At 40.1% G+C, this 24,524-nt stretch carries 24 protein-coding genes, 1 tRNA gene and 4 pseudogenes; 21 read left to right on the top strand and 8 right to left on the bottom strand.

All coding sequences use genetic code 11. The features are described 5' to 3' along the window. The 6 genes and pseudogenes from cbpJ to EII37_RS10225 form a co-directional block, all read left to right on the top strand. Window positions 1-557: pseudogene (gene cbpJ / locus EII37_RS10250) on the top strand (choline-binding protein CbpJ); the annotation flags it as partial. A gap of 268 nt (window positions 558-825) precedes the next feature. Continuing rightward, window positions 826-1,731 carry an aquaglyceroporin Gla gene (gene gla, locus EII37_RS10245; RefSeq protein ID WP_049486741.1) on the top strand — a complete coding sequence of 302 codons (906 nt, stop codon included), beginning with the start codon at window positions 826-828 and terminating at the stop codon, window positions 1,729-1,731. 124 nt (window positions 1,732-1,855) lie between these two features. Next, on the top strand, window positions 1,856-2,581 hold the full coding sequence (locus tag EII37_RS10240; protein WP_124788500.1) for a CppA N-terminal domain-containing protein: 726 nt from the start codon (window positions 1,856-1,858) through the stop codon (window positions 2,579-2,581). Then, entirely contained in the window at window positions 2,578-3,513 is a 936-nt protein-coding gene (locus EII37_RS10235) for a serine hydrolase domain-containing protein (protein ID WP_124788499.1), read from the top strand. The genes EII37_RS10240 and EII37_RS10235 overlap by 4 nt, the downstream gene beginning before the upstream one ends. A gap of 8 nt (window positions 3,514-3,521) precedes the next feature. Continuing rightward, the gene (locus EII37_RS10230) at window positions 3,522-4,418 is read left to right on the top strand and encodes a DMT family transporter (protein WP_124788498.1); all 897 of its coding nucleotides are present in this window, start codon (window positions 3,522-3,524) and stop codon (window positions 4,416-4,418) included. A gap of 152 nt (window positions 4,419-4,570) precedes the next feature. After that, window positions 4,571-5,329 carry a CPBP family intramembrane glutamic endopeptidase gene (locus EII37_RS10225; protein WP_124788497.1) on the top strand — a complete coding sequence of 253 codons (759 nt, stop codon included), beginning with the start codon at window positions 4,571-4,573 and terminating at the stop codon, window positions 5,327-5,329. Window positions 5,330-5,381: 52 nt separating this feature from the next. Here EII37_RS10225 and EII37_RS10220 read toward each other — a convergent pair whose 3' ends face one another. After that, window positions 5,382-6,665, bottom strand: a complete 1,284-nt coding sequence (locus tag EII37_RS10220) for a uracil-xanthine permease family protein (protein WP_185696003.1) — start codon at window positions 6,663-6,665, stop codon at window positions 5,382-5,384. Between the two features lie 203 nt (window positions 6,666-6,868). Beyond that, window positions 6,869-7,582, bottom strand: a complete 714-nt coding sequence (gene rsmG / locus EII37_RS10215; protein ID WP_124788495.1) for a 16S rRNA (guanine(527)-N(7))-methyltransferase RsmG — start codon at window positions 7,580-7,582, stop codon at window positions 6,869-6,871. 93 nt (window positions 7,583-7,675) lie between these two features. Between rsmG and EII37_RS10210 the strand changes: the two genes are divergently transcribed. Together EII37_RS10210 and htpX are read left to right on the top strand one after the other, a co-directional pair. Further along, window positions 7,676-8,236: a LemA family protein gene (locus EII37_RS10210; protein ID WP_124788494.1), complete on the top strand. Its 561-nt coding sequence runs from the start codon at window positions 7,676-7,678 to the stop codon at window positions 8,234-8,236. Between the two features lies 1 nt (window position 8,237). Further along, window positions 8,238-9,137, top strand: coding sequence for a zinc metalloprotease HtpX (gene htpX / locus EII37_RS10205; protein WP_124788493.1), 900 nt, complete (start codon window positions 8,238-8,240; stop codon window positions 9,135-9,137). Window positions 9,138-9,181: 44 nt separating this feature from the next. On the opposite strand, the gene EII37_RS10200 is transcribed toward htpX, so the two are convergent. Further along, window positions 9,182-10,708, bottom strand: a complete 1,527-nt coding sequence (locus EII37_RS10200) for an ATP-binding cassette domain-containing protein (protein WP_124788492.1) — start codon at window positions 10,706-10,708, stop codon at window positions 9,182-9,184. A 363-nt stretch (window positions 10,709-11,071) separates the two neighbouring features. Then, on the bottom strand, window positions 11,072-11,401 hold the full coding sequence (locus EII37_RS10195) for a helicase BlpT (protein WP_124788491.1): 330 nt from the start codon (window positions 11,399-11,401) through the stop codon (window positions 11,072-11,074). Window positions 11,402-11,569: 168 nt separating this feature from the next. On the opposite strand from EII37_RS10195, the gene EII37_RS10190 reads away from it, so the two are divergent. The 7 genes and pseudogenes from EII37_RS10190 to EII37_RS10160 form a co-directional block, all read left to right on the top strand. Continuing rightward, the gene (locus tag EII37_RS10190; protein ID WP_124788490.1) at window positions 11,570-12,112 is read left to right on the top strand and encodes a DUF177 domain-containing protein; all 543 of its coding nucleotides are present in this window, start codon (window positions 11,570-11,572) and stop codon (window positions 12,110-12,112) included. Continuing rightward, complete coding sequence (gene nth / locus EII37_RS10185; protein WP_124788489.1) at window positions 12,112-12,741, top strand: endonuclease III; 630 nt, start codon at window positions 12,112-12,114, stop codon at window positions 12,739-12,741. The genes EII37_RS10190 and nth overlap by 1 nt, the downstream gene beginning before the upstream one ends. Window positions 12,742-12,951: 210 nt before the next feature. After that, window positions 12,952-13,473: a bifunctional pyr operon transcriptional regulator/uracil phosphoribosyltransferase PyrR gene (gene pyrR / locus EII37_RS10180; RefSeq protein WP_000850022.1), complete on the top strand. Its 522-nt coding sequence runs from the start codon at window positions 12,952-12,954 to the stop codon at window positions 13,471-13,473. Window positions 13,474-13,491: 18 nt separating this feature from the next. Further along, window positions 13,492-14,415 (top strand): aspartate carbamoyltransferase catalytic subunit, encoded by a 924-nt coding sequence (locus EII37_RS10175; protein WP_001293843.1) that lies wholly within the window; start codon window positions 13,492-13,494, stop codon window positions 14,413-14,415. A 49-nt stretch (window positions 14,416-14,464) separates the two neighbouring features. Next, entirely contained in the window at window positions 14,465-15,544 is a 1,080-nt protein-coding gene (locus EII37_RS10170; protein ID WP_000166853.1) for a carbamoyl phosphate synthase small subunit, read from the top strand. Window positions 15,545-15,744: 200 nt separating this feature from the next. Then, the gene (gene carB, locus EII37_RS10165; protein WP_124788488.1) at window positions 15,745-18,921 is read left to right on the top strand and encodes a carbamoyl-phosphate synthase large subunit; all 3,177 of its coding nucleotides are present in this window, start codon (window positions 15,745-15,747) and stop codon (window positions 18,919-18,921) included. A 224-nt stretch (window positions 18,922-19,145) separates the two neighbouring features. Continuing rightward, window positions 19,146-19,314: pseudogene (locus EII37_RS10160) on the top strand (divalent metal cation transporter); the annotation flags it as partial. Window positions 19,315-19,426: 112 nt separating this feature from the next. On the opposite strand, the gene EII37_RS10155 reads toward EII37_RS10160, so the two are convergent. Further along, window positions 19,427-19,669: a type B 50S ribosomal protein L31 gene (locus tag EII37_RS10155; RefSeq protein ID WP_000710764.1), complete on the bottom strand. Its 243-nt coding sequence runs from the start codon at window positions 19,667-19,669 to the stop codon at window positions 19,427-19,429. A 95-nt stretch (window positions 19,670-19,764) separates the two neighbouring features. Then, window positions 19,765-20,700, bottom strand: coding sequence for a bifunctional oligoribonuclease/PAP phosphatase NrnA (locus EII37_RS10150; protein ID WP_124788487.1), 936 nt, complete (start codon window positions 20,698-20,700; stop codon window positions 19,765-19,767). Between the two features lie 103 nt (window positions 20,701-20,803). Between EII37_RS10150 and EII37_RS10145 the strand changes: the two genes are divergently transcribed. The 6 genes from EII37_RS10145 to EII37_RS10120 all read left to right on the top strand — a co-directional run bounded on the left by EII37_RS10145 (window position 20,804) and on the right by EII37_RS10120 (window position 22,903). Continuing rightward, the gene (locus tag EII37_RS10145; RefSeq protein ID WP_001162125.1) at window positions 20,804-21,247 is read left to right on the top strand and encodes a flavodoxin; all 444 of its coding nucleotides are present in this window, start codon (window positions 20,804-20,806) and stop codon (window positions 21,245-21,247) included. Between the two features lie 115 nt (window positions 21,248-21,362). Continuing rightward, on the top strand, window positions 21,363-21,629 hold the full coding sequence (locus tag EII37_RS10140; RefSeq protein ID WP_124788486.1) for a chorismate mutase: 267 nt from the start codon (window positions 21,363-21,365) through the stop codon (window positions 21,627-21,629). Then, the gene (gene crcB / locus EII37_RS10135) at window positions 21,626-22,000 is read left to right on the top strand and encodes a fluoride efflux transporter CrcB (protein WP_124788485.1); all 375 of its coding nucleotides are present in this window, start codon (window positions 21,626-21,628) and stop codon (window positions 21,998-22,000) included. The genes EII37_RS10140 and crcB (EII37_RS10135) overlap by 4 nt, the downstream gene beginning before the upstream one ends. Further along, the gene (crcB, locus tag EII37_RS10130; protein WP_124788484.1) at window positions 21,994-22,323 is read left to right on the top strand and encodes a fluoride efflux transporter CrcB; all 330 of its coding nucleotides are present in this window, start codon (window positions 21,994-21,996) and stop codon (window positions 22,321-22,323) included. The genes crcB (EII37_RS10135) and crcB (EII37_RS10130) overlap by 7 nt, the downstream gene beginning before the upstream one ends. Window positions 22,324-22,441: 118 nt before the next feature. Continuing rightward, window positions 22,442-22,789, top strand: coding sequence for a 50S ribosomal protein L19 (gene rplS / locus EII37_RS10125; RefSeq protein ID WP_001068669.1), 348 nt, complete (start codon window positions 22,442-22,444; stop codon window positions 22,787-22,789). 42 nt (window positions 22,790-22,831) lie between these two features. Continuing rightward, window positions 22,832-22,903 (top strand) — tRNA-Arg (locus tag EII37_RS10120). 450 nt (window positions 22,904-23,353) lie between these two features. Here EII37_RS10120 and tnpA read toward each other — a convergent pair. Next, window positions 23,354-23,818 (bottom strand): annotated as a pseudogene (gene tnpA / locus EII37_RS10110) (IS200/IS605 family transposase). A gap of 513 nt (window positions 23,819-24,331) precedes the next feature. Continuing rightward, window positions 24,332-24,524: pseudogene (locus EII37_RS10105) on the bottom strand (Rgg/GadR/MutR family transcriptional regulator); the annotation flags it as partial.

Below are 24,524 nucleotides of genomic sequence, written 5' to 3'. Positions count from 1 at the left end.
GTTTTTACACGAACTATTACTTTAATCAAGATCATTCTTTAAAGACAGGTTGGCTTTATGACCAGTCTAACTGGTATTATCTAGCTAAAACGGAAATTAATGGAGAAAACTATATTGGTGGTGAGAAACGTTCTGGTTGGATTCAAGATGCTTCCACTTGGTACTATCTAGATTCAGAAACTGGTATCATGCAAACTGGTTGGAAGCAAATTGGCAATAAGTGGTACTACCTCCGTTCATCAGGAGCTATGACAACTGGCTGGTATCAGGAAGGCTCAACTTGGTACTATTTAGATGCTGAAAATGGCGATATGAAAACAGGCTGGCAATATCTTGGTAACAAGTGGTACTATCTCCGTTCATCAGGAGCTATGGCAACTGGTTGGGTGAAAGATGGATCAACTTGGTACTATCTAAATGCCAGTAATGGAGATATGAAGACAGGTTGGTTCCAGGTCAATGGCAAATGGTACTATGCTTATAGCTCAGGTGCTTTGGCAGTGAATACGACCGTAGATGGTTACTACGTCAACTATAATGGTGAGTGGGTTAAGTAACGAATGCTAATCGTAACTGTAGTTGATACTTAACTTAGTAAAAAGGGATTTTTTCTACCATTTGTCAACTCTATCAAGGCTTTAAGAATTAAATGAGACAAGATAGTAGCTATTCAGTATGTTTATCTACTGTAGTAGGTTGAAGAAAAGCTAATAGTCACATAATAAAACCGCTTTCTTATATATTCTTTTAGAAAACTTGTTGCTAAAAGATATAAAAATTGATAGAATAAGGATTGTCTAAAAAATTTTAAGGAGAATCTATCAAATGGATTTCACATGGGCAATTAAATATGCCACTGAATTTTTGGCTACTGCTCTTTTGATCATTCTTGGAAATGGTGCAGTTGCCAACGTTGAACTTAAAGGTACGAAAGGTCACCAAAGTGGCTGGCTCGTTATCGCTGTTGGTTACGGTATGGGGGTTATGATCCCAGCCTTGATGTTTGGTAATGTATCTGGTAACCATATCAACCCAGCCTTCACTCTAGGTCTTGCAGTTAGCGGTCTTTTCCCATGGGCTCAAGTTGCACCTTACATCATTATGCAAGTGTTGGGAGCAATCTTCGGACAAGCATTAGTTGTTGCAACACATCGTCCATATTACTTGAAAACTGAAAATCCTAACAACATTTTGGGTACTTTCTCAACAATTTCAAGTTTGGATCAAGGTACAAAAGAATCACGCTTTGCAGCAACTGTTAACGGTTTTGTAAACGAGTTTATCGGTTCATTTGTTCTGTTCTTTGCAGCTCTTGGATTAACTAAAAACTTCTTTGGTGCTGAACTAGTATCAAAAGCACAAGCAGCTATTAATGCTCAAGTTACACAAGCAACTACTCAAGGTCAAACCATTCCTCAAGAACAAGTAACAGCAGCGCTTGACCAAGCTAAAGAACAAGTAGCTCCATTTATGACATCTGGTCTTGGAATTGCTCACTTGGCACTTGGATTCCTTGTTATGGCCTTGGTAACATCACTTGGTGGACCTACAGGGCCTGCCTTGAACCCAGCCCGTGACTTGGGACCACGTCTCCTTCATGCTTTCCTTCCAAAATCAGTTCTTGGTGAGCACAAAGGTGATTCAAAATGGTGGTATTCTTGGGTACCAGTAGTAGCACCTATCGCAGCAGCAATTGCGGCAGTAGCTATCTTCAAATTCCTTTACCTATAAGAAATTGAAACCGAGGAAATCCTCGGTTTTTTAGGTGAAATTTTTACGAAAAATAGGTAAATTTGAGCATAATATCTTGTAAAAAATTCTAAAATCCTTTAAAATAAAAGAGTTGGAGGAGTTTATGAATGTAAATCAGATTGTACGGATTATTCCTACTTTAAAAGTTAATAATAGAAAATTAAATGAAACATTTTATATAGAGACCCTTGGTATGAAGGCCTTGTTAGAAGAGTCAGCCTTTCTGTCACTAGGTGATCAAACAGGTCTAGAAAAGCTGGTTTTAGAAGAAGCTCCAAGTATGCGTACTCGTAAGGTGGAGGGAAGAAAAAAATTAGCTAGATTAATTGTCAAGGTGGAAAATCCCTTAGAAATTGAAGGACTCTTATCTAAAACAGATTCGATTCATAAATTATATAAGGGGCAGAATGGCTACGCTTTTGAAATTTACTCTCCAGAAGATGATTTGGTTTTGATTCATGCGGAAGATGATAGAGAAAGTCTAGGAGAAGTAGAAGAAAAGCCTGAATTTCAAACAGACTTGGAATCAATTTCTTTAAGTAAATTTGAGATTTCTATGGAATTACACCTCCCAACGGGTGTCCAAAGTTTCTTGGGAGTATCTGAAATTGGGGCGTCACTTGATTTTATCCCAGCTCAGGGTCAAGATTTGACTGTGGACAATAAGGTTACTTGGGACTTATCTATGCTCAAGTTCTTAGTCAATGAACTAGATATAGAAAGTCTTCGCCAGAAGTTTGAGTCTACCGAATATTTTATTCCTAAGTCTGAAAAATTCTTCCTTGGTAAAGATAGAAATAATGTTGAATTGTGGTTTGAAGAAGTATGAAGTGGACCAAGATTATTAAAAAAATAGAAGAACAAATCGAGGCAGGGATTTATCCCGGAGCCTCTTTTGCATATTTTAAGGACAATCAATGGACGGAGTTCTATTTAGGCCAGAGTGACCCAGAGCATGGCTTGGAGACTGAGGCAGGTCTAGTTTATGACCTAGCCAGTGTCAGCAAGGTTGTTGGGGTTGGCACAGTTTGTACCTTTTTGTGGGAAAGAGGTCAATTAGATATTGACAGACCAGTAACCGATTTTTTAGCTGAGAGTGATTATCCAGATATTACTATTCGTCAGCTCTTAACTCACGCTACAGATCTTGATCCTTTTATTCCCAATCGTGATCTTTTAATAGCCTCAGAATTAAAGGAAGCGATGTTTCATCTCAACAGACGAAATCAGCCAGCCTTTCTTTATTCAGATGTCCATTTTTTGCTTTTGGGCTTTGTTTTGGAAAGAATCTTTAATCAAGACTTGGATGTGATTTTACAGGAGCAAGTTTGGAATCCTTGGGGAATGACGGAAACCCAATTTGGACCTGTTGGGCTTGCTGTTCCAACAGTCAGAGGTGTAGAGGCAGGTTTGGTACATGATCCCAAGGCTCGTCTCCTGGGCAGACATGCAGGTAGTGCTGGTTTATTTTCGACTGTAAAGGATTTACAAATCTTTTTGCAACACTATTTAGCAGATGATTTTGCAAGAGACTTGAGTCAAAATTTTTCACCTTTGGATGACAAGGAACGTTCTTTGGCATGGAATTTGGAAGGAGATTGGCTAGACCATACGGGCTATACAGGTACCTTTATCATGTGGAATTGCCAGAAGCAAGAAGCGGCTATTTTCCTATCGAATCGTACCTATGAAAAGGATGAGAGGGCTCAATGGATTGTAGACCGCAATCAAGTGATGGACTTAATTCGTAAAGAAGAGTAAGGAGAGACATGTCAAATAGTTTAAAAGGGACTTTACTAACAGTTGTGGCTGGTATTGCTTGGGGCTTGTCAGGAACGAGTGGCCAATACCTGATGGCACACGGAATTTCGGCTCTGGTTTTGACCAACTTGCGTCTTTTAATCGCTGGTGGAATTCTCATGCTCTTAGCTTATGCTACTGCAAAGGATAGAATGCTGACCCTTTTAAAGGATAGAAAAAGTTTGCTGTCTCTTCTCATTTTTGCTCTAATTGGCCTCTTCCTCAATCAATTTGCCTATCTAACTGCTATTCAGGAAACCAATGCAGGAACCGCGACGGTGCTTCAGTATGTTTGTCCTGTTGGAATTTTGATTTATAGCTGTATCAAGGATAAGGTAGCACCGACACTGGGAGAGATTGTTTCTATCATATTGGCCATCGGAGGAACCTTCCTGATCGCAACACATGGGCAGTTAGACCAGTTATCCATGACACCTGCAGGCCTGTTCTGGGGTCTCTTTTCTGCTCTGACTTACGCACTTTATATCATTTTGCCTATAGCTTTGATCAAGAAGTGGGGGAGCAGTTTGGTCATTGGTGTGGGCATGGTCATAGCAGGTTTGGTCGCCCTTCCTTTTACAGGAGTTCTACAGACTACCATTCCAACTAGTCTTGATTTTCTTCTTGCTTTTGCGGGCATTATTCTTATCGGGACTGTCTTCGCCTATACAGCCTTCTTAAAGGGAACCAGTCTGATAGGACCAGTTAAGTCAAGTTTGTTGGCTTCAATTGAGCCAATCTCTGCGGTTTTCTTTGCCTTCCTAATTATGAATGAACAATTTTATCCCATTGATTTTCTTGGCATGGCAATGATTTTAATTGCAGTAACTCTGATTTCTTTGAAAGATTTATTGTTAGAGAAATAAACAAAAAATGAAAGTAGATGATAACCACTCTTAAAGAGGGGTTATTTTTACTAATAAAAGCTTTTGAATCTAAATGAATTAATGAAATTTTATAAAAGTTTAAGCCTTTTTTCTTAAAATATTTATATAAGTATAGAATACCTGGAGAAAATATGAATATTTTTAAAAAAATACATCCATCTAAACCTCTAAAATACTTGAGATGGTTTGATATTGTGATTATTACGATCATAATGTTTGGTCAATTTATAATTCGTTCAACCGAGCTATTTTTAGCAAATACGTTTCCAACGGGTGCATCAAGTACAGTAGGGACAGTTAGACAGGCTGCAAGCGAAGGTGCGGCTTATTCTAGTAATTTTACCTTGCAAACTATATTACTGACTGTGACCTTACTCTATCTTTTGATTCGAAATTATGATTTTAAACAGCTTCCTATTCGCTGGAATTGGTCCATTATCTTTTGGGTTCCATTTATATTTGCTTTAGTGGGACTGTTTGGAGACTTGGTTACAACTCTCACTGGTAAATATAATTACTTTAACCCAGACCTTTTTGCCTATATAGATTTCACGCAAATAATAGGGAAGTTCTTAGCTCTCAGCCCGATAGTGATTGTCTATGCCTTGCTTAATGGATTTTATGAAGAGTTTTTCTTTCTAGGTTTGTTGACTTCAGTGAAGGAAAAACACAAGTGGTTGGTTTTGCTTTATTCTACTATTATTCGTATTTCCTTCCACACCTATCAAGGATTAGTATGGGCTTTGGTAATCGGTGTCGTTTATGGCTTATTCTATTATTTCTTATACAAATATAAAATTAAAAATCTCCTTCCATTCTTTCTCATGCATGCTTTAGCAGATATGTTTGGTTCTAGCCTGATCTATCTATTGGTTGCTTGGGGGACTTAAGAATCAGAAAAGTCCACTCAGTTGTCTGAGCGGACTTTTTGTGTCAAGACGTTTAGTCTTTATTTTCGTATGGCAAGATCAAGTTCAAGATGATTCCTGTCATGGCTGATAGGGCTGTACCTGAAAGGGTAACTGGACCGAGTTTAAGGATAGCTCCTCCAAGTCCAAGAACCAACATAGCACTTGCGATGATTAGGTTACGCATTTGACCAAAATCAACACGTTCTTTGATCAAGACTTTCAAACCGTTGCTGGCGATAACCCCATAGAGAAGGATTGACATACCACCAAGTACAGCGTTTGGGATTGTAGAAATCAAGGCAGTGAATTTACCAAGGAAGCTAAGGGCAATCGCGATGAAGGCAGCGTTACGGATAACTGAGACAGAAGCGATACGAGTCATACCGATAACTCCTGTATTTTCTCCGTAAGTTGTATTTGCTGGTCCACCAAGGAAGGCAGAAACTGAAGTTGCGATACCGTCACCAAGAAGAGTACGGTGAAGACCTGGTTCTTTCAAGAATTGACGGCCACAGATTTGACCCAAAACAGTATGGTCTCCGATATGTTCAGAAATTGTTACGATAGCGATTGGCAAGATAGCGATAGTTTCTGGACCAAAGTAAAGATTGTATTCTTTAAAGGCACCACCTGTGCTAAATGGCAAGTAGAAACCAGGAATTTCAAACCAGTTAGCTTTAAGAACTAGTGTAAAGTCAACCAAGCCAAGAGTTAGTGCGAAGAGGTAACCACCGATAATGGCAAAGAGGAATGGAATGATTCGTAGGAAGCCTTTTCCTTTTGTATTGATAAAGGCAGCAATCAAGAAAGTAACAACTGCTACAAGAGCATTTTTCCAATTCCCGTCAGCTACAAGACCAGCATTGGTAACAGCTGAACCTGCAAGTCCAAGACCGATAACGATGATCATAGGTCCAATGATGATTGGTGGCAAGAGTTTATCAATCCATTTTGTACCTGCAAAACGAACACTTGCAGCCACAAGGACATAGATAAAACCTGTAAGGATAACCCCTGTTTGTGCAGCTGATACATCCCCTCCTAGCTCCTTCATAGCTAGCGACATAGCTGTGATAAAGGCGAATGATGATCCTAGATAAACTGGAACTCTAAAACCAGTTGCGATCATGTAGATGAGTGTTCCAACGCCTGAAGCAAAAAGGGCAACAGATACAGGCATTCCCAAAATCAAGGGTACCAAGATGGTCGCACCAAACATGGCGAAAACGTGTTGGAAGCTAAGGAGAATTCCTTTTCCAGCCGAAGGACGTTGGTTAACGTCTAGTAACAAATCAACAGTTGATTCTTGTTTCATATAAACCTCACTTTTGGGCATCAAAAAAGAGCCCATTATTTTACAGCAATAGGCCCTCAGAGTAAGACTTCTCTAAAATCTAGACTTTAAAGAGTTTCAAGTATTTCTGCGTCTTCGTCACCTCACGGGATGACATTAAAAACCTTTGCTTGTGATAGTATAGCAGAAATTCCGAACTTTGTAAATATTTTTTACTAAAAAATTTAAAGCGGGCGTTTGTTGGGCATGCCAGCCTTACGTGGATATTTATTTGGTGTTTCTTTTTTCTTTTCCACCACTGTCATATAACGCGGATCTCCATTCGGTAGGGCGTAGCTGAGATTGTCTTCGACTTTACTGAAGAGGAGGTTGAGGGCATTCTTAGCTTCTAATAATTCTTCAGGCGCATTGCTAGCCTTGAGTGCCAATAGTTTTCCGCCAACTTTAAGGTAGGGAATAGTCAATTCAGATAGGACCTGCATACGGGCAACCGCACGAGCTGTTACAAAATCATATTGAGCACGGAAGTTCTTGTCTTGGGCCAAGTCTTCTGCACGTCCATGGTAGAAATGAACACCGTCCAGATCCAGCTCCTGAGCCAACAGTTGGAGGAAGTTGATGCGCTTGTTGAGAGAATCAATGATGGTCACATCTAGCTGAGGATAGAGGATTTTCATCGGCAGACTAGGAAATCCTGCCCCAGCTCCGATATCAAGAAGTTTGATATTCTCATTGGGAATCAAGCCTTGCAGAATAGGTGCAATCGAATCATAAAAATGTTTGAGATAAACTTCTTCCTTATCTGTAATAGCCGTCAAATTAATCTTCTCATTCCACTCGACCAAGAGTTCAAAATAACGTTCAAATTGTTTTTTTTGCTGGTCAGAAAGTGGAAGATTTTGCTCGGCAAGCAGGTTGTAAAATGTTTCTGGTTTCATAGTTATTTCCTTCTTTAGTATCATCTTATTTTACCACAATCATTAAAAATTTGATATACTGGTACTAATCTAAAAGTAGAAAGGACTTATATAATGACTTGGATTATTCTTGGAGTTATCGCTCTTATTGTTATTTTTGTAATTGTTAGCTATAACGGTTTGGTTAAGAATCGTATGCAAACAAAGGAGGCTTGGAGTCAGATTGATGTTCAGTTGAAACGTCGAAATGATCTCTTGCCAAACTTGATTGAGACTGTAAAAGGTTATGCCAAATATGAAGGTTCTACCCTTGAAAAGGTGGCAGAATTACGTAACCAAGTGGCGGCAGCGACTTCACCAGCAGAAGCTATGAAAGCCAGTGATGCCCTCACTCGTCAAGTTTCAGGTATTTTTGCAGTTGCAGAAAGCTATCCAGACTTGAAAGCTAGTGCCAACTTTGTTAAATTGCAAGAGGAGTTGACAAACACAGAAAATAAAATTTCTTACTCTCGTCAACTTTATAACAGTGTTGTCAGCAACTACAATGTAAAATTAGAAACTTTCCCAAGCAATATTATCGCTGGAATATTTGGATTTAAAGCAGCAGATTTCCTTCAAACACCAGAAGAGGAAAAGGCAGTTCCTAAAGTTGATTTTAGCGGTTTAGGTGACTAAGATGTTGTTTGATCAAATTGCAAGCAATAAACGAAAAACCTGGATTTTGTTGCTGGTATTTTTCCTACTCTTAGCTCTTGTTGGCTATGCGGTTGGTTACCTCTTTATGCGCTCGGGGCTTGGTGGTTTGGTTATCGCACTAATTATCGGCTTTATTTATGCCTTGTCCATGATTTTTCAATCGACAGAGATTGTCATGTCCATGAATGGAGCGCGTGAGGTTGATGAACAAACGGCACCAGACCTCTACCATGTAGTAGAAGATATGGCTATGGTCGCTCAGATTCCTATGCCCCGTGTTTTCATCATTGATGATCCAGCCTTAAATGCCTTTGCGACAGGTTCTAATCCTCAAAATGCTGCTGTTGCTGCGACTTCAGGTCTCCTAGCTATCATGAATCGTGAAGAACTAGAAGCTGTTATGGGACATGAAGTCAGTCATATCCGTAACTACGATATTCGTATTTCGACTATTGCTGTTGCCCTTGCTAGTGCTATCACCATGCTTTCTAGTATGGCAGGTCGTATGATGTGGTGGGGTGGAGCAGGTCGCAGACGAAGTGACGATGACCGAGATGGAAATGGTCTTGAAATCATTATGCTAGCGGTTTCCCTACTAGCTATTGTGCTGGCACCTCTCGCTGCAACCTTGGTACAACTAGCTATTTCTCGTCAGAGGGAATTTCTAGCTGATGCTTCCAGTGTCGAGTTGACCCGCAATCCTCAAGGGATGATTAATGCTCTAGGTAAGTTGGATAACAGTAAACCGATGAGTCGTCCTGTCGATGATGCCAGCAGTGCACTTTATATCAATGATCCTAAGAAAGGGGGAGGGTTCCAAAAACTCTTCTATACCCACCCACCTATTTCAGAACGGATTGAACGTTTAAAACAGATGTAAAAAGAATCCAGAGATCGTCTCTGGATTTTTGATATGTTGCAAATTTATAAATCTTCTAAATTAACTAGCTCCAAACCGTGTTCTGTCAAACGATAGATATTCGTACAGACTTCTTTTAAGAAACGACGGTCATGTGAAACAGTGATGAGACCGCCAGGATAAGTGGCAAAGAGTTTTCTAATTTGGGGTTGAGAAGTTGGAGAAAAGTTTCGTGTGGGTTCATCTAGCAGGAGAAAGTTTGGTTTGCGCAAGACTAAATCCAAAAGCAGGAGTTTACCTTGTTGTCCGCCAGATAAGGAGCGGATTTGGTGGTGCATCTCTGGATAACTGAAATTGAGACTGGCTAGGTGAGATTGGATTTTCTGTAGTTCCTCTTTTTCTCCAGTTTTGCTGAGGTAGGCTATTGGTGATAAATCCAATTGCAGTTTTTGCTGGTAATCTTGTGGCATATAACCAAGAGAAATCTCTCTTTTATCATTAATAAGTTGCTGTAACTTGGCTAACAGAGTTGATTTCCCAATACCATTTGGCCCGATGATACCGATTTTTTCTTGTCCGCGGACAGTTAGTTGTAGTTTTTGAACCAAAACTCGGTCGCCAATGGACAAATTTTCTTTTTCCTGTTGGATTAAGACTTTAGAAGCAGGTAATGGCTGTATATCTGAGAAGAAAAGTCTGATTTCTTCCTCTTCAAGTGGCTTTTGTGTCATGGACTGAGCTGCCTTTTCGTAGCGTTTTTCTTGAGAGAGAACAGTTTTCATCTTTTTAGCCAATAGGCGACCAGCAGTACTGTCTTTGGTAGTCCGAAGTGCAGTTTCTACATTTTGCTTGACTCGCCGATGTTTTTCCATGGTTTTATCATAGGCTCTCTGGTCGTTAGCAGCTTGCTGGCTTTGTCTGGCAAAATTAGCATTTCTCTGCTCACTATAGAGATCATAGTCTAAATGCTCGACTAGCGTTTCTGCTTCTTTACGGTGCTTGACCAGTCGCAAGTGGACAATGGTATCTGCCGTTTCAGAAAGAAAGTCTTCATCATGGGAAATGAAAATAACAGTTTGTCTAATCTTTCGAATATGACTTTTTAGCCAATCAACCGTTTCAAGGTCTAGGTCATTTGAAGGTTCATCTAAAAATAGAATCTCAAAAGGTTTTGCTAACTCGTGAATAAGCTGAATTTTCAAAGCTTCGCCCCCCGATAGGCTACCAATTTCTTGGTCGCTAGCAAAACGGTCGCTATCAAAGTGCAATTCCTCCGCCAAACGATAAAGAATGCTGTAGTCTAAATCAGCAGAATCCAAAAAGAAGTAGTCATGTAGAGTCCTATTTTTCAGGAACTCGGGGAGTTTTTGAGGAATGTAGGCCAGTGATTGAAGATCAGACTGGATGTCGCCCTTGATAGTAAAATCAGGCAATGCTTCCCCCATTAAAGTTTTAAGCAAGGTTGATTTACCATTTCCTTCTTCGCCGATGATAGCTACCTTTTCCCCGTCTTGGATGGTCATGTTTAAATCTGAGACAAGGTCTCGTAAATTTTTGTTCTGTGTGATGGTCAGGTGATTGATTTTTATCATATGATTACCCTTTCTAGAATGTCAATAGTGCATAACAAAAAGCTCTACTTTACCTAGTAGAGCCAAAGTCTATGTCAAAACTCTATTATCCTCGTTGAAAAACTCGTCAAACTAGCTTGGAGTTGCCTAACCCAACCCAAGAGGAGCATAGCTTTCTAGTTTTTTGATTTTCATAGATGATAAAGTACTAGAAAATCTAGTACAAAAAGAGCACACAAAAAGAGACAGAAACAAGATCTACTAAATAAAGGTTCTTTATTTGATAGACTTAGTTGTTCATGTCTCCCTTACCTCCGAGTATTAGTACCTCTATCCTATACCTTTCAGGATATTTTGTCAACAGAAAACCGACAATTCTAATCTCTAAAATCCGAAAACAGGTCCATATAGAGTTAGTACGTGTTTGACATGCTCGTAATGGAACTTGTCATAGTTGCGCCAAGCGGTACGTGCTTGGTCGTTCAGTTTTAGGCTACCGAGGCCTATCAGAAGACTGGTACGTTGGTAAAATTTCTCAAGGTCTATTAAAATACTGTTGTTCAACTTTTCCGCTTTTTTGAGCTCTTTTATAGTAGTGTTTAGTAGCTCTTGTAATCGAATATCATCTGCAGTATCCTGTTTGCAGATTTGGAAACTTTTATTTAACTCGGATAGGAGTTGGGTTGCATTAGTAATGAGTTCTTTGTCTTCCATGTGAGCATCCTCCTTGCTCTGATGTATTATTGCCTATAGTATAGCACTAAAAAACAAAAATGTCATAGTAAATATGTTAAAAAATCGAATTTTAATTATAAAGTTTGGTGGGCTGATTTGTAGGCTTTTCATGGTATAATCAAGAGAGTAAATCTTTATGGAGGAAGTATGAAATTAAATATTCAAGAAATTCGTAAGCAGTCTGAAGGCTTGCATTTTGAACAAACATTAGACCTATCCGTAGACCTGCGTGCACGTAATCAAGAAATTTTAGATGTAAAAGATATCCTTGCAGTTGGGAAAGTACAGTACGAAGACAGTATGTATTTCTTAGATTATCAACTATCTTATACCATTGTTCTTGCTTCAAGTCGCAGTATGGAGCCAGTTGAGTTGGCTGAATCTTATCCAGTCACAGAAGTTTTCATGGAAGGCGCAACCAACCAGCTAGATCAGGAAGTTTTAGACGATGATTTGGTCTTGCCTATCAAAAATGGAGAACTTGACCTTGCTGAGAGCGTGTCAGACAATATCCTACTAAACATTCCTATTAAGGTTTTGACGGCTGAAGAAGAAGCTGGTAAAGGTTTTGTGTCAGGAAATGACTGGCAAATCATGACAGAGGAAGAATACCAAGCCCAACAGGCAGTTAAGAAAGAAGAAAACAGTCCTTTTGCTGGCTTACAAGGACTATTTGATGGAGACGAATAATGGTTTTATCAAAAAAACGAGCACGAAAAGTGCTAGAAGAAATCATTGCTCTGTTTCCAGATGCCAAGCCCAGTCTTGATTTTACCAATCATTTTGAACTCTTGGTTGCGGTCATGTTGTCAGCTCAGACAACGGATGCAGCGGTAAATAAGGCCACACCAGGTCTCTTTGTTGCCTTTCCAACGCCACAAGCCATGTCTGTTGCGACAGAGGGTGAGATTGCCTCACACATTTCTCGTCTGGGACTGTATCGGAATAAGGCTAAATTCCTTAAAAAATGTGCCCAACAGTTACTAGACGATTTTGATGGTCAAGTCCCTCAAACACGTGAGGAATTGGAGAGTCTGGCAGGAGTTGGTCGCAAGACAGCTAATGTTGTCATGAGTGTAGGATTTGGGATTCCAGCTTTTGCAGTGGATACTCATGTGGAGCGTATTTGCAAACACCACGATATTGTCAAAAAATCAGCAACGCCACTTGAGGTGGAAAAACGTGTCATGGGTATCTTGCCACCTGAGCAGTGGTTAGCTGCCCATCAGGCCATGATTTATTTTGGAAGAGCTATCTGTCACCCTAAAAATCCAGAGTGTGACCAGTACCCACAGTTATATGATTTTAGCAATTTATAAGATGGGGGCTCAAAAGTTTTTGCTTGATTTTAGGCCCGCTTTGTGCTATAGTATTTGATAACTAAATATTCCTTTAAACCTGTCCCGTGAGGCAGGCAAGGAGCGTGATAAAGTAGAAGGGTGAAGTCTATACTATTTGTAGTAGGGCTCGCTTAGCTATACATTTCAAGTCTCCTTGTTTAAGGAGACTTTTCTTTTTGGAGGTTTGTCATGAAGACAAAAGAAGTTGTAGACGAATTGACCGTCAAACGGGCGATTACGCGTATTACTTACGAGATTATCGAACGCAACAAAGATTTGAATAAAATCGTCTTGGCTGGTATTAAAACTCGTGGTGTCTTTATCGCCCACCGTATTCAAGAACGTTTGGAGCAACTAGAAAATCTTTCGGTTCCTGTTGTGGAATTGGATACGAAACCTTTCCGTGATGATATTAAAAGTGGAGAAGATACTTCTTTGATTTCTGTTGATGTGACAGGTCGTGAAGTTATCTTGGTGGATGATGTGCTTTATACAGGTCGTACCATCCGAGCTGCTATTGATAATATTGTAGGTCATGGTCGTCCTGCGCGCGTGAGTTTAGCAGTTTTAGTCGATCGTGGACATAGAGAATTGCCAATCCGTCCAGATTACGTTGGAAAAAATATCCCAACCAGTCGTTCTGAAGAAATCATCGTAGAGATGGCAGAACTTGATGGCCAAGACAGAGTTCTGATTACTGAAGAAGCTTAGAAAGCTAAAGGAGTAGCCATGTCAGAAAATCAACAAGCATTGAACCATGTGGTGTCCATGGAAGATCTCACTGTCGATCAAGTGATGAAATTGATCAAGCGAGGAATTGAGTTTAAAAACGGAGCTCAGCTTCCTTATGAAGACCACCCGATTGTTTCCAATCTTTTCTTTGAGGATTCTACACGGACGCATAAGTCCTTTGAAGTGGCAGAGATTAAACTGGGATTGGAGCGACTTGACTTTGATGTGAAGACTAGTTCAGTCAATAAGGGTGAGACACTTTATGATACCATTTTGACTCTGTCTGCTTTAGGAGTGGATGTCTGTGTGATTCGCCACCCTGAGGTTGACTACTACAGAGAGTTAATTGCAAGTCCAACGATTACGACTTCCATTATCAATGGTGGAGATGGTTCGGGACAACACCCTAGCCAGAGCTTGCTGGATTTGATGACCATTTATGAGGAATTTGGTCACTTTGAGGGACTCAAGGTTGCTATTGCAGGTGACTTGGACCACTCACGTGTTGCCAAATCCAATATGCAGATTTTGAAACGCTTGGGAGCTGAACTTTACTTTGCTGGACCTGAGGAATGGAGAAGTCAAGAGTTTGCAGACTATGGACAGTTTGTAACCATTGATGAAATCATTGATCAGGTGGATGTCATGATGTTTCTCCGTGTGCAACATGAACGTCATGATAGTGGAGCTATCTTTTCAAAAGAGGACTACCATGCCCAACATGGCTTGACTCAAGAACGTTATGACCGTTTGAAAGAAACAGCAATCCTTATGCACCCAGCCCCAGTCAACCGTGATGTAGAAATCGCAGACCACTTGGTTGAAGCACCAAAATCACGGATTGTCCAACAAATGACCAATGGTGTCTTTGTTCGAATGGCAATCTTAGAATCCGTACTGGCGAGTAGAAACGCCAACTAAAACACAAGACGTTAAAAGACGCCAGTGAGCGTCCACGAGAGGTGAAAATATGACAAAAAGACTTCTAGTATTAGAAGATGGCACAGTTTTTGAAGGCAAGGCCTTCGGAGCAGATATTGATGTAACAGGCGAAATTGTCTTTAATACAGGAATGACCGGCTATCAAGAATCCATTACAGACCAGTCTTATAATGGACAAATCTTGACTTTTACTTATCCTTTGGTAGGAAATTATGGCATTAACCGTGATGATTATGAATCCATCATTCCAACTTGTAAGGGAGTTGTTGTTTTTGAAGAAGCGCGTCGAGCAAGCAACTGGCGCAACCAAATGACGCTAGATGAATTTTTGAAAGCTAAGAAAATTCCGGGTATTTCAGGAATTGATACACGTGCTCTTACCAAGATTATCCGTAAGCATGGTACTATGCGTGCAACCTTAACCCATGTTGGGGACAGTATGGACCATGTGACGGACCAGCTCCAAGCAACAGTCTTGCCGACTGACAATATCAAACAGGTTTCTACTAAAACATCCTATCCAGCTCCAGGAGTTGGTTTGAGTGTTGTCTTAGTGGACTTTGGTCTCAAGCACTCAATCCTACGTGAACTTTCTAAACGTAACTGTAACGTGACGGTTGTTCCTTATTCGACAACGGCTGAAGAAATTCTCCATCTCAATCCTGACGGAGTGATGTTGTCAAACGGTCCAGGTAACCCAGAAGATGTTCCACAGGCACTCGATATGATTCGAGGCGTGCAAGGAAAGATTCCAATCTTTGGTATTTGTATGGGGCACCAACTCTTTGCAATGGCAAACGGGGCAAAGACTTACAAGATGAAGTTTGGTCACCGTGGATTCAACCATGCGGTACGTGAAATTGCTACAGGACGTGTGGATTTTACAAGTCAAAACCATGGTTATGCAGTTAGCCGTGAGGATTTGCCAGAGCACTTGATCATTACCCATGAAGAAATCAATGACAAGTCAGTTGAAGGTGTACGTCACAGATACCAACCGGCTTTCTCTGTTCAATACCACCCAGATGCAGCCCCTGGTCCACACGATGCAAGCTACCTATTTGACGAGTTTATCGAGATGATGGAAGCTTTTAAACAATCAAACTAAGAACGAGTAAAAGCTCGTTGGAGAATTTATTTAATGGCAACCTGAGAGTTGCCGAATAGAAAGGAGAAGATACATTGTTCGCGGAAGTGAACAAGCCCTAAGAACTGTGTGAAAAAGATAAACATCGTCTTGATGCTGAAGGCGTCTGCACCGAGTTTCCTATTTTCAATGTGTTCTTTACGGGCTTTGTATCATAAACTATGCCTAAACGTACTGATATTCAAAAAATTATGGTGATTGGTTCTGGTCCGATTATTATTGGTCAGGCTGCTGAGTTTGACTACGCGGGGACCCAGGCTTGCTTGTCGTTGAAAGAGGAAGGTTATGAAGTTGTCTTGGTTAACTCAAACCCTGCAACTATCATGACGGACAAGGAAATTGCTGATAAGGTTTATATTGAGCCGATTACACTTGAGTTTGTGACACGTATTCTTCGTAAGGAACGTCCAGATGCTTTGCTCCCAACACTCGGTGGGCAAACTGGTCTTAATATGGCCATGGAATTATCTAAAAATGGTATCCTTGATGAGCTTGGTGTTGAGCTTCTAGGAACTAAACTATCTGCCATTGACCAAGCGGAGGACCGTGACCTCTTTAAACAGTTGATGGAAGAATTGGAACAACCCATTCCAGAATCTGAAATTGTCAACACAGTCGAAGAAGCAGTTGCCTTTGCAGCGACAATTGGCTACCCAGTCATCGTCCGTCCAGCCTTTACACTTGGTGGTACTGGTGGTGGTATGTGTGCCAACGAGGAAGAACTGCGTGAAATCGCTGAAAATGGTTTGAAATTGTCACCTGTTACCCAATGTTTGATTGAACGTTCAATCGCAGGTTTCAAGGAAATCGAATACGAAGTGATGCGTGACTCAGCTGATAATGCTTTGGTTGTTTGTAACATGGAAAACTTTGACCCAGTTGGGATTCACACAGGAGATTCCATTGTATTTGCCCCTGCCCAAACCATGTCAGACTATGAAAACCAAATGCTTCGTGACGCAAGCTTGAGCATCATTCGTGCCCTCAAGATTGAAGGTGGATGTAATGTTCAGCTGGCCCTTGATCCGCATAGTTTCAAGTATTATGTTATCGAAGTAAATCCTCGTGTATCGCGTTCGTCAGCCCTTGCTTCTAAGGCGACAGGATATCCGATTGCTAAGTTGGCTGCTAAGATTGCAGTAGGTTTGACTTTGGATGAGGTGATCAACCCCGTTACGGGTTCAACCTATGCCATGTTTGAACCAGCCCTTGACTATGTGGTTGCCAAGATTCCTCGTTTCCCATTTGACAAGTTTGAAAAAGGTGAACGCCGTCTTGGTACTCAGATGAAGGCCACTGGAGAAGTCATGGCAATCGGTCGTAACATTGAAGAATCTCTTCTTAAGGCTTGTCGCTCCCTTGAAATTGGGGTGCATCACAATGAAATGCCTGAACTTTCAGCAGTTTCTGATGATGCCTTGATTGAAAAAGTTGTCAAAGCCCAAGATGACCGTCTCTTCTATGTGTCAGAAGCTATTCGCCGTGGTTACACACCAGAAGAAATTGCTGAATTGACTAAGATTGATATCTTCTATCTGGATAAACTCTTGCATATCTTTGAAATTGAACAGGAGTTGGGAGCTCATCCACAAGATCTAGACGTTTTGAAAACTGCCAAACTCAATGGGTTTTCAGACCGTAAGATTGCTGAACTATGGGCAACGACAGCTGACCAAGTTCGCCAGCTTCGTTTGGAAAACAAGATTGTTCCAGTCTACAAGATGGTCGATACCTGTGCTGCGGAGTTTGACTCTGAAACACCATACTTCTATTCGACCTATGGTTGGGAAAACGAGTCTATCAAGTCTGATAAGGAATCCGTTCTAGTTCTAGGTTCAGGTCCAATCCGTATCGGTCAAGGGGTTGAGTTTGACTACGCAACTGTTCACTCGGTTAAGGCTATCCAGGCTGCTGGCTACGAAGCCATCATCATGAACTCAAACCCAGAGACCGTTTCTACAGACTTCTCTGTATCAGATAAGCTTTACTTTGAGCCATTGACTTTCGAAGATGTTATGAATGTCATCGACTTGGAGCAACCAAAAGGAGTTATTGTTCAGTTTGGTGGTCAAACAGCCATCAACCTTGCGGAGCCATTGGCAAAAGCAGGTGTGACCATCCTTGGTACACAGGTTTCTGACCTAGACCGTGCTGAAGACCGCGACCTCTTCGAGCAAGCTCTTAAAGATTTGGATATTCCACAGCCACCAGGACAAACTGCTACCAATGAAGAAGAAGCAGTGCTTGCAGCTCGCAAGATTGGTTTTCCAGTCCTCGTTCGCCCATCTTATGTCTTGGGTGGTCGTGCTATGGAAATCGTTGAAAACGAAGAAGACCTTCGTTCTTACATGCGAACTGCTGTTAAGGCTAGTCCAGACCACCCAGTTCTTGTCGACTCTTATATCGTTGGGCAAGAGTGCGAAGTTGATGCCATTTCAGATGGGGAAAATGTCCTCATCCCTGGTATCATGGAGCATATCGAACGTGCTGGTGTCCACTCAGGTGACTCAATGGCCGTTTACCCACCACAAACCTTGTCGCAAAAGGTGCAAGAAACAATCGCAGACTATACTAAACGCCTAGCAATCGGTCTTAACTGTCTTGGAATGATGAACATCCAGTTTGTCATCAAGGATGAAAAAGTCTATGTTATCGAGGTCAATCCGCGTGCTAGCCGTACGGTTCCATTTCTTTCTAAAGTGACCAATATCCCTATGGCTCAAGTAGCAACTAAGCTCATTCTTGGTCAAAAACTTGAAGAACTTGGCTACCAAGATGGACTTTACCCTGAAAGTACTCGCGTTCATATCAAGGCACCTGTCTTCTCCTTTACCAAACTAGCTAAGGTAGACAGCTTACTTGGTCCTGAAATGAAGTCAACAGGGGAAGTTATGGGTTCTGATACGACTTTGGAAAAAGCTCTCTATAAGGCCTTTGAAGCTTCTTACCTCCACTTGCCAACTTTTGGTAACGTTGTATTTACCATCGCTGATGATGCAAAAGAAGAAGCCTTGGACTTGGCTCGTCGTTTCCAAAATATTGGCTATGGAATCCTAGCGACAGAAGGGACAGCAGCCTTCTTTGCCAGTCATGGATTGCAAGCTCAACCTGTTGGTAAGATTGGTGATGACGATAAGGATATTCCAAGCTTTGTTCGCAAAGGAAGAATTCAAGCTATCATTAATACAGTAGGAACCAAACGAACTGCTGACGAAGATGGAGAGCAGATTCGCCGTTCAGCCATTGAACACGGAGTTCCCCTCTTTACAGCCCTAGATACAGCTAACGCCATGCTTAAGGTACTTGAAAGCCGTAGTTTTGTCACAGAAGCAATCTAGTTTAGAAAAATTTTTCACAGTTTTAAAGCCAGCGTTTTCTGACGCTGGCTTTTGAAATACTGGTGTTGCTTATTTCAACTATTATGCTTTTCTGAAGAATCGTTTCAAAGTGTGATGTAATAAGAATAAATTGGAAATAGGAAATTATTTTCATTATATTTTTAAAAATACATTAATAAAATATGCAAAGACAAGATTAGAAAGTGAATATTCCGATGTCTTCTTACAAAAAGGTCGCTCTTCCATTCTCGATTTTTCCCTTAATTTATCTGACTTCTAAGAAAGTCAGTGATGGGAGAATTTACCAATGTCAAGTGGAATACAATCCTAGGCTACGCAGTTTCAATCATCTTGACCATTCTCAATATCAAGCTTCTTTTCGATATTTTTTAACCCCGTTTGAAATCAATTATAGTGTCAGCGTGATGGTTGACAAATAGAAAGTAGTAGTGATGGATTCATAAAAAGAAGATAAAAAGAACAGTCGAAACTGTTCTTTTTATCATTATTTGAGACCGTATTTTTTGTTGAAACGATCCACGCGTCCATCTGCTTGAGTGAACTTTTGACGTCCAGTGTAGAATGGGTGTGAGTCTGATGAAATTTCCACACGGATCAATGGGTAAGTTTCGCCTTCGAACTCAACTGTTTCGTTAGAGCGTTTTGTTGAACCGCTAAGGAATTGGTAACCAGTAGTTGTGTCCATGAAGACAACTGGGCGATATTCTGGATGGATATCTTTTTTCATTTTGCAATATTTCCTTTCTGCCATGGTCTCTTTGCGAGCCATAGATTGTTACCATACTAGTCTATCAGATTCTGAAAAGTTTGGCAAGTATTTTATCAGTTTTTAAGCAAGTTTTTTAACTTTTGGTAGATGATTTCGTTTTCTTCAAGACTGTAGGAATTAGCACCGCTTGCTAGAGGGTGACCTCCACCATCATGTTCCTTGGCAATTTCATTGATAGGATGAATTTTACTGCGTAAGCGGACACGGTAGTGGCCGTCAGCCTGCTCCACAAAAATTCCCCAGAGACTCACACTGTCAATGCGTCCAGGTGCACCGACAATGGCTGCAGTTTCAGCATCGGTTACATTGAATTGTTTCAAGACTTCTTGACTCAGGATAACGCGAGCTGCACCATTTTCATCCACTTCCAGATGGTCGTAGATGTAGCCTTGCAGTTTAGCAATTTTGTAACTCATAGTGTCCATTTTGCGGGTGAGGGCCGCAAAGTCAAAGTTATGTTCTCTCAAATAAGCGGCCAGTCGAAGAGTCCGTGCAGTTGTAGAAGGATAAAGGAAGCGACCTGTATCACCAACAATTCCTGCAAAGAGCAACTCAGCAGCACGATCTGACAAGGCCAGTTGAGTTGTTTGGGCAAATAGGGTAATCATCTCACTAGCGCTACTTGAACTAGTATCGACCCAAGACAAGTCACCGTATACATCATCATTTGGATGGTGGTCAATCTTAATGAGAAAATCACCTTGACTATAGCGCTTATCATCGATTCGAGCAGTATTCGCCGTATCACAGACGATGACAAGTGCCCCTTGGTAGACACTATCTTCAACAAGATCCATCTCAGCCATCCAAGTAAGAGTTGGTTCATCAAAACCAACAGCTTTGATGGTTTTTTCTGGAAAATGATGTTTGAGAAGAGTTTTCAAGCCCATTTGACTTCCCAAGGCATCAGGGTCTGGTTTCATATGACGATGAATGATAATCGTGTCGTATTCTTTGATTTTTTCTAAAATTTGATGGCAAATGTCCATAAATAACCTCAATTCTTTCTCATTTCATTGTAGCACAAGAATTTTTATTTTTAAAATGAAAAAGATGTGATATAATGGAGAAAGATAAATTGAGGAGGACGATATGGCATTAGCAAAAATTGTATTTGCCAGTATGACCGGTAATACCGAAGAAATTGCAGATATTGTAGCAGACAAATTACGTGACTTGGGCTTGGATGTCGATGTTGATGAATGTACAACTGTTGACGCTTCTGACTTCCTGGAAGCAGATATCGCTATCGTTGCGACCTATACTTATGGTGATGGAGAATTGCCAGATGAGATGATGGATTTCTACGAAGACCTAGCAGACCTCAACTTGAATGGCAAAATCTACGGAGTGGTCGGCTCAGGAGATACCTTCTACGATGAATTCTGTAAGGCTGTTGATGACTTTGATCGCGTTTTTGTAGCGACAGGAGCAGAAAAAGGTTCAGAATGTGTCAAAGTTGATCTTTCTGCTGAGGAAGAAGACATTGAGCGCTTGGAACAATTCGCAGAAGAATTGGCTGCTAAAGTAGGATAAGTATAAAACTGCGCTGATGTAATCAATCAGTGCATTTTTCTTATCGTGGCTTGGGATTTTACTAGCCTATTTGGTGGCTTTTTGATACAATAATTCAAATAAAGGAGGAGACTGTATGGATTTAGATAGTATTCGTCAAGAAATTGATCAAATCGACGACCAAATTGTTAAACTGTTAGAAGAAAGAATGCATTTAGTTGAAGGGGTTGTCGCTTATAAGAAGGCTTCAGGGAAACTGATTTTAGATACCAAGAGAGAAGCAGTTATTTTTGAAAAGGTCAGAAATCGTGTAGAAGACAAGCGCTATCAGGAGACTATTGTCGCGACTTTTTCTGATATACTCAAACGTTCGCGTGATTACCAGGATCAAAACATCAAATGAAAAAAGAACAATTTTATCCGCTAGGGATTTTTCTAGCTGCTATGTTAGGCGGACTTGTCCGCTACCTAGTTTCCACTTGGTTACCAGCCAGTCCTGACTTTCCTTGGGGAACCCTTCTTGTCAACTATCTAGGTATTTTCTGCTTGGTTTATCTGGTAAAAGGTTATCTAGTCTATAAGGGAACTAGTAAAGGCGTTATTTTAGCTCTGGGGACTGGTTTTTGTGGGGGGCTGACAACTTTTTCCAGTCTCATGCTTGATGCTGTGAAACTGCTTGATACAGGGCGCTATCTTAGTTTAGTCCTGTATTTGCTTTTGAGCATCGGTGGAGGCATGCTTTTAGCTTACTATTTAGGGAGGAAAAAATGGTAATCGTCTATCTTGCAATTACTTGTGGCTTAGGAGCGCTCGTACGATATTTCTTTTCCCGCTATAATCAAGCTGCTAAATTGCCCCTCGGAACGCTCATAGCCAATCTTTTGGGTTGTTTTTTAATTGGACTTTTCTATAATCATGTGGAGTCTAAGGAAGTCTATGCTATTCTAGCAACAGGATTTTGTGGAGGTTTGACAACTTTTTCGACCTTGAATGACGAACTTCAAAGACTGCTAAGTGATAAGAAGGTATTTTATTCTTATTTATCTTTGACCTACCTAGGTGGTTTAGTTGCGATTTTTTTAGGAATTCTGCTATAAATTTCTTTACTTTTTTGTAGAAATTTGGTAAACTGTATCTTGTGTGTAATGGACGCACAAAAATACAGTTTATCCGCTGAGGAAGGTTCCTCAAGATTGACAAAGATAGGAGAATAAAATGAATCCATTAATCCAAAGCTTGACTGAAGGTCAACTTCGTACAGATATCCCATCATTCCGTCCTGGTGACACTGTTCGTGTACACGCGAAAGTTGTCGAAGGTAACCGTGAACGTATCCAGATTTTTGAAGGTGTTGTTATCGCACGTAAAGGTGCTGGCATCTCAGAAAACTACACAGTTCGTAAAATCTCTAACGGTGTAGGTGTTGAGCGTATCTTCCCAATCCACACTCCACGTGTTGAAAAAATCGAAGTTGTTCGTTACGGTAAAGTACGTCGTGCGAAATTGTACTACTTGCGTGCTCTTCAAGGTAAAGCAGCTCGTATCAAAGAAATCCGTCGTTAATTCGACTAAAAAACTCTGCTTTTTCAGCAGAGTTTTTATCTAGCTCCCTTAGTTCAATGGATATAACAACTCCCTCCTAAGGAGTAGTTGCTGGTTCGATTCCGGCAGGGGGCATTTTAAGTAATTTAAAGAAAAGCAAAGAATATGCAAAGTGTTTATTTTAAGGCAATCATCGCAAGTTCATTTTTAAAAATAATTTAGTATTTTTTGTCTTTTTTGACCAAATCATGACCAAATTTTGACCAAAAATTATATTTTGGTCAATGGTTATAGAATAAAATGGATCAGGAAAGAAATTTTGACATCTATCAGTTTAAAAATGAGTCTGGGCAAAAACTTAAGTTGAAGACGAAATTGAGTAAGTGTTTCCATTATAAAAGGCATAGAATCATGTTTTTTGGCCACCTTAATATGTATTATTCTTATTTTAAAGACTTTTTGCCCAGTCTCTGCACCAGTACTATAAGCCCAAATTACCAGCCAGCGCCTAAAGACGCTGGCTTTCACGTTGTTCAAGCCTCATTGCTCTTGACTCATCACTTGCCTCTTAAAGAGGCTTTAGTATTACTTACCACTATCCCTAAAGGGATCCTTATATTCTTTTACACTCAATTTATCTAGTGCTATATCATGCTTTTCCTGCTCTTGAATATATTTCTTAATTGTGGTTTCATTAAACATTACTGTACTCACATAATAACCTTCCGCCCAGAAACGCCGATTCCCAAACTTATACTTGAGGTTGGCGTTTTTATCGAACATCATGAGTGCACTTTTGCCTTTTAAATAACCCATGAAACTTGAAACACTTATCCTCGGTGGAATACTTACTAACATATGTACATGATCTGGCATCAGATGTCCTTCAATAATTTCAACACCTTTATAACTACACAAGTGATGAAATATTTCGCCTAAACTACTCCAATATTGATTATAGATGACTTTTCGTCTACACTTAGGGGTTAACACAATGTGATACTTACAGTGCCACTTTGTGTGTGATCAACTATGAGACTTTTGTACCATGGTTTTCTCCTTTCGCTTTACAATTGGCTTGAACACCTGTATTGTATCGTGGTTGGAGTTTTTTGATATAACTGTAGAAAGCGAACCCGCATAGAGGATTATCTCGCACCTAATGGAGCGATACGGACTAATAGTCACAAAATCTGAGCCATTCGAATGGATAGCTGATAATATTATACAATAAAAATGATTTGTCCTAAGAAAATTCTTATTTTTCATTGATGGTTTAGTACGCAGTTGTTAAGATATCTGAGTATTGATTGTCTAAATTAGCAATTTAGATATTATTCTTGGAATATTGTGGAAACAATATCTGAATTAGTAAATGTCTTAAAAGATTATGAATTTAAGTGATGTTAAGTGTCAATACTTCTTAGTGAGGAGGTTTCTTAAACTTTCATACAAATTTTGTCACCTTGTATTAGAACTGTATTTTGCGAAAAAATTCACACTTAAAAAATTAAGAATAAATTCTAACACTTTCAAAGTTACGGAAACAAAAATTATTTAATTTTACTTTATATTTCTTTTGAAGTGCTCTAAATATGAGGATTTTATTTTTGTTTCATCTAAAATATCAAATACTTGAATTGCTTTTTTCATTTTTTCTATTCCATTAAAATCGTACGGATTTTTCTTAAAATCAAAATATCCTGTTGCATATAGAAAAATAGTTTGTTCATAATAATTTAATTCATTTTTTAAA

The sequence above is a fragment of the Streptococcus sp. OH4692_COT-348 genome (assembly GCF_003859975.1).
In the GTDB taxonomy this organism is placed as follows: Bacteria; Bacillota; Bacilli; order Lactobacillales; family Streptococcaceae; genus Streptococcus.
Note: the sequence above shows the minus strand (reverse complement) of the source record. Positions and strands in the feature narration are given on the sequence as shown.